Raw genomic sequence first — 10,427 nt, forward strand, 5'->3', positions numbered from 1 at the left:
AACGAGACGGCGACGACGAAGAGCGCGATCGGCGCGAGAAGCATCACGATCACGGATGGTGCGAACCAGAAGCAGGATGTCGCCAGTCTGAACCGTGACACGGCCGACTTGAATGGCACGGTGAGCAAGTTGCCGGATCTGTCGAACTTGCTGAATCAACAGGCGAGCACGCAGCAGGCAGCGGCGATCGTGGCGCAGACGGTGGCGACGCAGATCGGCAATTATGCGGATCGGCAGAAGCAGGCAGCGGAGGCGGCGGGCGATCAGGACACGGCCGATAAGTGGAAGGAAGGGGGCGCGTACCGGATCGCGATGCACATCGCGGGCGGGGCGGCGGTGGCGGGCTTGGGTGGTGGGAGCATCGGAAGTGCGGCGCAGGGTGCTGCTGGAGCGGGGATATCGGCGGCTGCGGCTGGTATCGCGAAAGGAATGAGCAATGACATTGCCGCGTCGAGTCCGACCGGCAACGCCGATGCGGATCGAGCCTTGGGCAACATCATTGCGAATGTGATTGCCACGGGTGCGGGCGCGGCGGTAGGTGGTGGCACGGGTGCGGCGGCGGCATCGAGCGTTGATTTATACAATCGATCTACTCATGACGACTCGGATGGCAAAAAGCCGAAGGATCTGGTAGCGCAAGTATGTCCGGCCACGGTGCAATGCAGCGATGCGATGCTGAATACTGCGATCCAGGCGCAGGGCGATCTGGCGCAGCAAGCGTCGGGGGCCATGTCGCCGAATTATGCGACCTTGAGCTTTGGTGTGCTGTCGGGCTCTGCAGGTGGAGTGATCAATCTGGATGATGGAACAAAATATCTAGCTGTTGGTGTGGGGCAAAGTAATCCATCAGCTATATCTTGGTCTCCAAGCGCAAGTTCCACGCTTGGTTGGATTTGGGGAGCACGAACCGCGGACGCAACCAATGCATTCCTCAATGGAGACGGTAATCAGGCATTTGTTTCGATACCGACTCTTTGGCGGTTGAATGTTGTCGGTGTAATAACGCATGCTTATGGTGGTTCCACAGCGATCGAAGTAGGAGTCGGATCACCGGGCGGTATTTCATTTGGAATTGTGTTTTGGAGTCACTCGACGCCAGTGGGAAACAAGTGAGGAGAAGAGAATGCCAGCAGTAGGTGGAGGGCCGTCGCCGGAACAGTGGAAGCGAATGAGCAAGAAAGAAAAAATCATATATTGGCTTTTCGTGGCGGCGGCTATGGCGTGCGTCGGCTACTTGGTCGTTGAAAAGGTTCTGAGTCAGCAAGCCTAAACGACAAACCCAGCTTTGAGCTGGGTTTGTCCTATACGATCTACACTCGGTCTAGCACTGGCGAAGCGGAAGCCCAATACTTCGGGCCGGGCGGGGCATCCGCGAAGTTCAGCCTTAAAGGGCAAGTGATATGCGGGCTAAGGTGAAACTAAGCGATTTGAATCCAGCTCAATTGAGCGCGGTTGCTAATTTGAAGCAAGCTTTAGATTTCGATGCTCTGCTCCCAAACAGTGTGTTTTCTGCGGCTTGGGGCATCTTTCGATTCTTCGAATCGCATCGCATGTTCGAGTCAAATTTTGTCGAGATCGTCCGCACACTTCTAGCGGTCGAATCCGCGAAACTTGCATGCATGATCAATGTTGATCGATCGAACGAGCTCAAGACAGACGTCGTTGACGCATTGTTCATTGATGGCGACAGCGGCGAGCACGACTACAACGATGCGTTACGCGAAGGTGGGCCTCAAGGAGGCTGGCTATTCGACGTTGATCGCTATGCCTGTTCATCGGAGAAAGGCGCATGGTGCATTTACTGTGAGAAAAGCAACGAAGTTGCGGTCCTTGCTTTGCGCAACTCTGCTGACCTCATGAAGTATGAACGGGCGTTGCAGCAACTCGACGCGCGGCCGGTCAGTGATCTACTTGGCGTCGAATACAGTGATCGCTTTCCATTTAATCGGTTAGTCAGCGAATGGCGTGACGGCCTCGCTAGACATTATGGTAGAGATAAGGACTGAAAAGCCGACCTGCCTGACCGCGTAGGCGACAAAGTGGGACGAGGGTGGGGCGTACCGGATTGCGATGCACATCGCGGGCGGGGCGTGCTCTCCTTACTCGCTTCGACAACTCGTAATCCCCGCAGACAAGCCGTCAACGCGCCCATCACCTCATGCATCCGCGTTGCTCGAAGACAGCGAAAGATAGTCCGCCGGGTTAACCGGTTCGCCATGCACCCGGACCTCGAAATGAAGATGCGGACCCGTCGAGCGACCGGTAGAACCAACCTTGGCGATCGGTTCGCGCGGCAGCACCTTCTGCCCGACGCGCACCTCGACCTTCGATGCGTGACCGTAGAGCGTGAAAATGCCGTTCCCATGATCGATCTCGACCGCGTTGCCGTAACCTGGCATCGGTCCGGCGTGGATCACGCGACCGCCGGCGGCCGCGAGTATTGCTGTGCCCGTCGGCGCGACCAGGTCCATGCCGGGGTGGAAACTGAGGTGATGCGTGAAAGGGTCCAGGCGGTTGCCAAACGGCGAACTGGTGCGCCCCAGCACGAGCGGACGGCGGTCCGGAAAAGCCTCCCACGCCGTTTCGTGCCGTGCCGCGCGCTGTTCGAGCGTCGTAAGTGTCGCCGAGACGCAGTCGAGTTCGCCACGGATGACTTGCGCATCCGCCTGCACCTCGCTCGTTCGACAAGGCCGTGGCGGCAGTTCGGGACCGCCTGCGGCATCGCTGCCAGACCGGCGCGTTGATGTCGCCGCCGCCCGGATGGCAGGCGCACGCGGCTGCGCGCGCAGGCGCTGGTTCAATGCGCTCAAACTGTCCAACTGATTGGTGAGGCGCTCGGCGCGCGCATTCAGCGAAGCACTAGCGGCCCGCAGCCGCGTGAATTCTGCGGCCGCGTAGGGAGATTGCGCTGGGGCAGCGTCGGCAATGGAGGACCCTTCGGACCCGTGGCGAGCTTGTAGCGGCTGGAGACCGTAGTGCCCGAGCGCGAGGCCGGCGGCCAGCGCAAACGCGACCGCCGAGCCCGCGGAGCCAACGATCGTGCGCAGCGCGCCGCGCCGCATCACGATATACAGATCGTTTTTCGAGCCCGATTTGATTGAAGCCATCTCTTTCTCCCAGCAATTAGCACGCGTTTTTGAGATAGTACGGATGCGTCGGCTCTACCCCTATCAGACAAGTCAGAGAAATTTGAGATAAATGCGCGTCCGGCTCGAATTCTTAAAAACACGATAAAACGCAGGATTTACGATATCGATGGCTGAAAGCAAGGCGCACCACCACATTGAGGATTTTCGGGTCCAATGCTGCCAGACCGCCTTCTCCCGGCGGTGTGTATAATCCGCGCGCTGTCAGAGAGATGTCGGTAGCTGTCGAAGCGCAGTCAAAGACTCGACTCCTCACGAGTCAATCATTCGATTTACCCGCATGCTCCTCCAATCGCGGTATAAAAGTTTCAAGCCGCATCCGGATCGCCATTAATTTTAGTCACTAAATCATGTGGTTGGCTTTGCCAGAAGCCAAGAGGCCGCCTAGTCGCCAAGTCGTACTTACGCTTCCCATTGATTCAACCCCAGCGATTTCACTCGCAATCCGACATCTTAAAAATAGCGGAGACGTATTAAGGACGTGTCAAGTGTCACGTCTGTACATCAAGTAGTTTGCACTTCAAGGTTATTTGCAATGAGCATCAATATTTTTCAAATCCTGGAAACGGTTTTGAACGGCGACGTCATCAATACTCTTTCCGCAGAACTCGGAATCGAGCCTGACCTAATAAGCCAGGTAACGAGTAAAGCAGCCCCGGCGCTCGTCGCGGCCCTTACAAACCGCGCCAGCACGACCGAAGGTGCGCGTCACGTTTTTGCGGCAATCGTGTCGCCTGCGGCGAACGGTCAGATTGCCAGCCAGATCTCTCAGTCGATCGCAAGCCCGGCGAAGCTGGCGGCATTCGAAGCCGGCGGTCGCGAACTGATCGGCAAGGCGACGGGTGCGGACACCAACGCACTGGCCGAAGCCATTGCGCGGCATTGCGGCACGTCGCCATCGGCGAGCCTTTCGTTGTGCGGCGTGGTCGGTGCAGCCTTGATGGGCATCCTGAAGCAGCACTTCACCCAAGCGCGTGGGTCGGTCGGGCAACTGCCTACGCTGCTCGGGCATCAGTTGCCGGAGGTTTATGCGCACCTGACGGATCACATCGCGAGCGTGCTCGGACTTGGAACCGTGACCACGTTCGGCGCGGCGATTCTGTCGAAGCTCAAGGATGTGTCGGCACATTTCGAGCATCCGCAACCCGAACCGGCTCCGCTGCCGGCCCGAACCATCCTGGCGCAAGTCAAACAAGAACGCAAAAAGCCGACGCACAAGCGCTCGCATGCGTGGCTGTGGTGGTTGCTCGCGCTTGCCGCGCTCGTGCTCGCAATTTTCGCGCTGCGTTCGTGCAACAGCGAAAGCTCGACTGCGCCGGTTGCACGCCCTGAACCGGCCAGTAACGCGTCCGTTGCTTCGACTCCCGCCGTTGCGTCTGCACCGGTTGATGCTTCGGCCGCCTCCGTAGCGAACGCCTCGGACGCTTCGGCTGCCGTTGCAGCGTCGGCGCCCGCGGCGACGCAGGACGCGCGCGTGTCGTTCACGGTCGATATCACCGGGATGCCGACGGTCACGGCGACGGTTGGCAGCGAAGCCCAGAAGGCGCAGTTGCTCGACGCCCTGACTAAGAAATTCGGCGAAGGCAAGTTCACAGCCAACATCACTGTCGATCCGGCAACGAAGCCAGCAGACTGGCTGACTCACCTCGACGGCCTGCTGCCGCTGATGGCCGTGCCGGGCGCTGAAGTGAAGGTCGTCGGGTCGCACGTCGAACTGGGCGGTTCGGTTGCCGATGTGAAGGCAGGCTGGCTCGATAAGCTCAAGGCGCTGCTCGGCTCGGGCTACGACATCAGTGTGTTCAACGTGCAGCAGGCCGTCGCGAGCGCGACGCAGTCATTCCGTGATGCGGTGAAGGGCTTCTTTGGCGCGAACGCATCGTGCGCGAATGCCGACGTGGCGAAGCTGCTCAACCTGCAAGTCATCAATTTCGCGACGGGCAAGTCGATGGTGCCGGTCACGGCAGCAGAAGATCTGCGTCAGTCGGCGAAGGTGCTGAAGACGTGCGCGAAGAGCAACAAGGCCGTTCAACTCGAAGTGGCGGGCTATTCGGACAACGTGGGCACGCCGGCGATGAACCTGGCACTGTCACGTCAGCGTGCGGAAGCAGTGCGCTCATATCTCGTCGCACACGGCGTGCCGGGATCGATGCTGAACGCGCAAGGCTACGGTGAAGCGACGCCTGTCGATAGCAACGATACCGAAAGCGGCCGCTTTCATAATCGCCGCATAGAGTTTCTGGCGAAGTAGTGGGGTTGTGTAGATGACGAAGACTGCCCGGTGAAAGCCGGGCAGTTTCGTTTTGAAGGCTGGTTCGCAGTGTGTCGTTGGATGGCGACGAAGTGCCCACCGATGGCGGTTGTCGCTAGCCTGGTGTAAGAAGCACTTACGCTTCGAGCTTGTTGCGACTCAAGAGTCTTCGAAATCGCGTCTGTTCAAACGCTCTTCGACGGGCGAAAAGCTATCGAACGAAATCGGCGACGAGTGCGCTGCATTCGTCGAGAGATTTACTTTCTTCGTTATCCCTATTGGGCCGGGCTAATCCCGCGTCTTGGGGATGGCCAGCCTGCCAAGATTCCAGCGAAAGATAACGAGCAAGTCAGATGCAGCACTGGCGGCATCGTGGCGATGCACTGCTCACACGGTCGTACCCACCAATGTGCATCTGGAATGGGCTAACCCTTACTGCTGCGTCTGACGCTGCGTGCCAACCACTTCGACTTCCACGCGACGATCCGGCGCGAGGCAGGCGATAAGTTGCTTGCGGTTCTTCTGGTTGCAGCCCGTGGTGACCGGGTTGCGCTTGCCCTTGCCTTCCGCGTAGATATGGCTGGCGTCGATGCCCTTGCTGACGAGGTAAGCCTTGACAGCTTGCGCGCGACGCAACGACAGACGATTGTTGTACTTGTCCGAACCAAGGCGGTCGGTGTAGCCGGTAGCAACCACCACTTCCAGATTCACCGTGCCGAGTTTCGTCGCGAGATCGTCGAGCGCGCTCTTGCCAGCGGGCTTCAGAACTGCCTTGTCGAAGTCGAACAGCGCGTCAGCCTGATAGCTATATCTGGTGTTCCCAATAATAGGCGCTGTATTAGGCGGTGCATCGGTCGGTCTCTGTGGCACGGCTGCTAACACCAGCGCCCCATCGCATTTTGCGTTGGCCGTAGCCGGGGTCCAAAATGCGTCGCGCCAGCAAAGTTCGTTCGTGCCGTTCGTCCACACGTACTCGCCCGTACCGTTCACCCAGTTGTCGTTCACGGCTTGTCGTGTGGCCGGTACGGACTGCGCTGAAGCTGATGCGGTGATAACCGCGGTAGCCGCAATGAATGCGAGCTTTGAAAGTTTGATCATCTTCTTTTTTATAAATGAAGTTCTTGAGCGCCAATTGCCCTTTACTGCGCGAGCGATTTTCGCATTGGAGCGCAATCTAATTGGTCAAGAAAAGTCACGGCATCGAATACGTTTCATGACAGTCGCAAAGTTCTTGCGAACGTGATTCGAAGATGCTAAATCGTCCGGCAGTGGGTTCGTAAGCAGGCGGTTGCGTTGGCGCATGCAGTGTCGAATGTCATCGCCCGATACGCGCAGCTTGTGTTCGATTCAGCGCATCTTGCGAACTAACGCTGGGTGCTGACCTATTGCGATACACGGTGTGTACAGCGTTACTTCTGACCGGGCGAGCATTGGCCGCGAAGTAGCGCCCATTCCTCGCAGGACTGACCCCCAGGGAAATGGCACATGCCGACCTGGCCATTGACGGTATCGACGATTTGAAGCGTTCCGCCTTGGCGAGTGCAGTTGACGGAAGCCGGATTGGCCAGTCCGATCCGCGAAGCAGGTTGATCCACCGTTGCGCCCGCAGCCGATGACGATGGCTGCGCGCTGGCAGTCAACATGAAGACGCCGGCAAATAGCGCGGTAAGAAGCTTGAACATGGTTGATCGATCTCCGATGCAAAAATCAGGAGAGGCTGACTATACCAACGGTCACGCCATTTATTCGACGGCGCTATGTTTTTGTACATTAGACGCGGCTTGCCGGTGCGCAAGCGTGCGCTTGTCTGTGGCATTCGTTGGGATGCCACTAGTTGATGTGCGCGTGTTGTATTCGAGATGACGGCGGCAAGTTGGTGATCGACGGCGTCAGTCAGAAGACGAGGCGGTCAAGAGCGCGCGACGCTATGGAAGTTGGCATAGGATTATTCATCTTTGACGCCCAAGGTTGCGTGTTTGCGGCTGCAAACGCTGGTGGTCGGAGTGCGGATGCCGACTTGTTGTTTTTGCTGGGATCGTCGCTTTGTGATGCGAGCCGCTGGGCGATGCGATATGAGATCGAATGAGGAAGTGGGCTTCGATTTGCGTGTCGGCGGGATAGAATCTTTCGCGACGGAGCGGGGTACGCGGTTTGAGGTGGTGTGTACGCCAGTCCGCTGTTTGTAGTTGCGCGTTACCCTTTTTTTGAGGCGGTTCTTCGTTGCTTGAATTATCAATGACTTAGGGTTGGGGTTAAGAATTAGGTGGCTTGGGCCTTGGTGGTGTCTTTCTTTTACGGATCAAGAGGATAGCGGTTGGATCGTCTAGGTTTGCTGCCGCGTAGACAGCTGAGAAAAATCCCGATGCAACAGACTACGCCAGCTCAAAGTTTGCTGCCGCGTAGACAGCTGAGAAAGGATCGAGCCCGAGCTTTTGCCAACCGACGATGTTTGCTGCCGCGTAGACAGCTGAGAAAAGCCAACAAGCGAGCGTCTTCGCTGGCAATCTGTTTGCTGCCGCGTAGACAGCTGAGAAAGCAACGGATGCCGCAAGCATCACCGTGTCGGAGTTTGCTGCCGCGTAGACAGCTGAGAAACGAGTCGAAAGCGATTTTGAAGATCGATACGGCGTTTGCTGCCGCGTAGACAGCTGAGAAATTTGGCGTTCACCGAAGGTTCAAATTTGTTTGCGTTTGCTGCCGCGTAGACAGCTGAGAAAGGCAGCTGACGCCAAGGACTCACGCCCCTTATGTTTGCTGCCGCGTAGACAGCTGAGAAAACTCAGCCAACTGCTGAAAAGTATCATCAACGGTTTGCTGCCGCGTAGACAGCTGAGAAAGCCAATCTCCACTTCAACGCCAAGCAGATCAGGTTTGCTGCCGCGTAGGCAGCTGAGAAACAAAAGAAGAAGGCCTGGCCTGCAGCCAAGCCGTTTGCTGCCGCGTAGGCAGCTGAGAAACTTGTGATATTTGACCGCGCCGACCCATCGAAAGTTTGCTGCCGCGTAGGCAGCTGAGAAATTTTGATACGGAAAAAGCGAGTCAAGAAAAGCGTTTGCTGCCGCGTAGGCAGCTGAGAAAGTCTCCGCTGGGCGCCTCGCCGTTGCCGTAGCGTTTGCTGCCGCGTAGGCAGCTGAGAAACTGAGGGCCCAGAACAGCCGTTCCCCGTCTATCTTTGCTGCCGCGTAGGCAGCTGAGAAAGGCGCGACGGCGACAATGACGGGCGATCCGGAGTTTGCTGCCGCGTAGGCAGCTGAGAAAAGGCATGCCGCGAATGATCCACGGCTCGTATGGTTTGCTGCCGCGTAGGCAGCTGAGAAAATTGACGAACGGGAAAGCGCGGTAGGTCGCGCGTTTGCTGCCGCGTAGGCAGCTGAGAAAGGCGGCAGCACCGACGCGCGAACTGACAACGAGTTTGCTGCCGCGTAGGCAGCTGAGAAAGATCTGGTCGCCGAGCTGCGCGCAAGTGCACTCGTTTGCTGCCGCGTAGGCAGCTGAGAAAGCACTGGGCGCGCCCACTGACGCAGCAGACCTGTTTGCTGCCGCGTAGGCAGCTGAGAAAATGAATGCCGTGCGTTTCGTGCGGCTCGCGCCGTTTGCTGCCGCGTAGGCAGCTGAGAAAATCATCGCCATGGCCGGCGGTAAGCCGTTCGATGTTTGCTGCCGCGTAGGCAGCTGAGAAAGGCCGGCACGTCAATCAACGCGAGCTCGCTCTCGTTTGCTGCCGCGTAGGCAGCTGAGAAATGGTGGCTTCGGCACACCTGCTCCCCGCTCTGGTTTGCTGCCGCGTAGGCAGCTGAGAAAGACATGCGCGCGTGGTCCGTTGCGCTCGTTTCGTTTGCTGCCGCGTAGGCAGCTGAGAAACCGTCGAGTGCGGCGAACGCCGGGCGCAGCATGTTTGCTGCCGCGTAGGCAGCTGAGAAATGAAGGACGACGCCGACGCCTGCGCGCAGTATGTTTGCTGCCGCGTAGGCAGCTGAGAAATTGCCGCAGCAACGCGCTTTCCGGGCGGGTGCGTTTGCTGCCGCGTAGGCAGCTGAGAAAGAATGGCGGTGCCTACAAGCGGCAAAGGTACGTTTGCTGCCGCGTAGGCAGCTGAGAAAGTCGGAAAGAAGACTTCAGCGCTTTCCTTCTCGTTTGCTGCCGCGTAGGCAGCTGAGAAAGTTTGAAGGAGGCGCGAATGGCAGACAAGAAGTTTGCTGCCGCGTAGGCAGCTGAGAAAGATTCGGCGATCTGAACATTATTCATGTGTTCGTTTGCTGCCCGTAGGCAGCGGAGAAATTGCACGGTGACCGGGGCATTCACCGTAATGTGTTTGCTGCCGCGTAGGCAGCTGAGAAAGGGCGGCGCCAGAACTCGACCCCCACTAACGTGTTTGCTGCCGCGTAGGCAGCTGAGAAAACTCAGCACGAGCCCGGAAAATATGCGGCAATGTTTGCTGCCGCGTAGGCCGCTGAGAAAGTTTCCGTCTGCCGTGCTCGCACACCACTTTCGTTTGCTGCCGCGTAGGCAGCTGAGAATTCAGCATGAGGAAGGCGGCGAGGTTATAGACGTTTGCTGCCGTGTAGGCAGCTGAGAAAAATAAGAGGCTCGCTTAACGAGCCGCGATGACGTTTGCTGCCGCGTAGGCAGCTGAGAAATCACGCAATGGGAAACCGAGCGCGGGAAACAGGTTTGCTGCCGCGTAGGCAGCTGAGAAACAGAAGGGGCTATTACGTGTGGCGCAACCCTCTGCTTGCTGCCGCGTAGGCAGCTGGAGAATATCTCATACGAGCGAGCAAGCCATCGCGATGGTTTGCTGCCGCGTAGGCAGTTGAGAAAGGTTACGGTTTCCCCGGTGCGGGACGAGAGTGTTTGCTGCCGCGCAGGCAGCTGAGAAATCGGCCGCTTCGTAATTGTTCCCGGTTCGCACGTTTGCTGCGGACCTATCCGTAATTCTGTGGGCGAGGCATATTATGAGAGGTAAAAGTCATGGATATGCCGATGAAGAAGAAACGCACCGTCGCTTCTCAGGCAGCGGCCCGAGGGCCGCTGCC

At 58.0% G+C, this 10,427-nt stretch carries 6 protein-coding genes and 1 CRISPR repeat array; of the genes, 3 read left to right on the forward strand and 3 right to left on the reverse strand.

The window, feature by feature from the left end; genetic code table 11:
• On the forward strand, positions 1-1,113 hold a 1,113-nt coding region (locus NCR98_RS15220), incomplete at its 5' end, for a polymorphic toxin type 22 domain-containing protein (RefSeq protein WP_250526570.1).
• 314 nt (positions 1,114-1,427) lie between these two features.
• Positions 1,428-2,006, forward strand: a complete 579-nt coding sequence (locus tag NCR98_RS15225; RefSeq protein ID WP_250526571.1) for a hypothetical protein — start codon at positions 1,428-1,430, stop codon at positions 2,004-2,006.
• Positions 2,007-2,156: 150 nt separating this feature from the next.
• Here the strand turns inward: NCR98_RS15225 and NCR98_RS15230 are convergent, their stop codons facing one another.
• The gene (locus NCR98_RS15230; RefSeq protein WP_250526572.1) at positions 2,157-3,107 is read right to left on the reverse strand and encodes a M23 family metallopeptidase; all 951 of its coding nucleotides are present in this window, start codon (positions 3,105-3,107) and stop codon (positions 2,157-2,159) included.
• Between the two features lie 574 nt (positions 3,108-3,681).
• On the opposite strand from NCR98_RS15230, the gene NCR98_RS15235 reads away from it, so the two are divergent.
• On the forward strand, positions 3,682-5,394 hold the full coding sequence (locus NCR98_RS15235) for an OmpA family protein (protein WP_250526573.1): 1,713 nt from the start codon (positions 3,682-3,684) through the stop codon (positions 5,392-5,394).
• A 432-nt stretch (positions 5,395-5,826) separates the two neighbouring features.
• On the opposite strand, the gene ompA is transcribed toward NCR98_RS15235, so the two are convergent.
• Positions 5,827-6,492 carry an outer membrane protein OmpA gene (ompA, locus tag NCR98_RS15240; protein WP_250526575.1) on the reverse strand — a complete coding sequence of 222 codons (666 nt, stop codon included), beginning with the start codon at positions 6,490-6,492 and terminating at the stop codon, positions 5,827-5,829.
• 311 nt (positions 6,493-6,803) lie between these two features.
• On the reverse strand, positions 6,804-7,076 hold the full coding sequence (locus NCR98_RS15245) for a putative hemolysin (protein ID WP_250526574.1): 273 nt from the start codon (positions 7,074-7,076) through the stop codon (positions 6,804-6,806).
• A 645-nt stretch (positions 7,077-7,721) separates the two neighbouring features.
• Positions 7,722-9,614: a CRISPR direct-repeat array (repeat unit 28 nt; unit sequence GTTTGCTGCCGCGTAGGCAGCTGAGAAA).
• The last annotated feature ends 813 nt before the right edge of the window (positions 9,615-10,427 follow it).

It is taken from the genome of Caballeronia sp. GAWG2-1 (assembly GCF_023631405.1).
In the GTDB taxonomy this organism is placed as follows: Bacteria; Pseudomonadota; Gammaproteobacteria; order Burkholderiales; family Burkholderiaceae; genus Caballeronia.

What these genes read in the sequence shown, in the direction of transcription:
- NCR98_RS15230 (WP_250526572.1), bottom strand. Translation starts at nt 3,107, where the DNA reads ATGGCTTCAATCAAATCGGGCTCGAAAAACGATCTGTATATCGTGATG.
- NCR98_RS15235 (WP_250526573.1), top strand. Translation starts at nt 3,682, where the DNA reads ATGAGCATCAATATTTTTCAAATCCTGGAAACGGTTTTGAACGGCGAC.
- ompA (WP_250526575.1), bottom strand. Translation starts at nt 6,492, where the DNA reads ATGATCAAACTTTCAAAGCTCGCATTCATTGCGGCTACCGCGGTTATC.
- NCR98_RS15245 (WP_250526574.1), bottom strand. Translation starts at nt 7,076, where the DNA reads ATGTTCAAGCTTCTTACCGCGCTATTTGCCGGCGTCTTCATGTTGACT.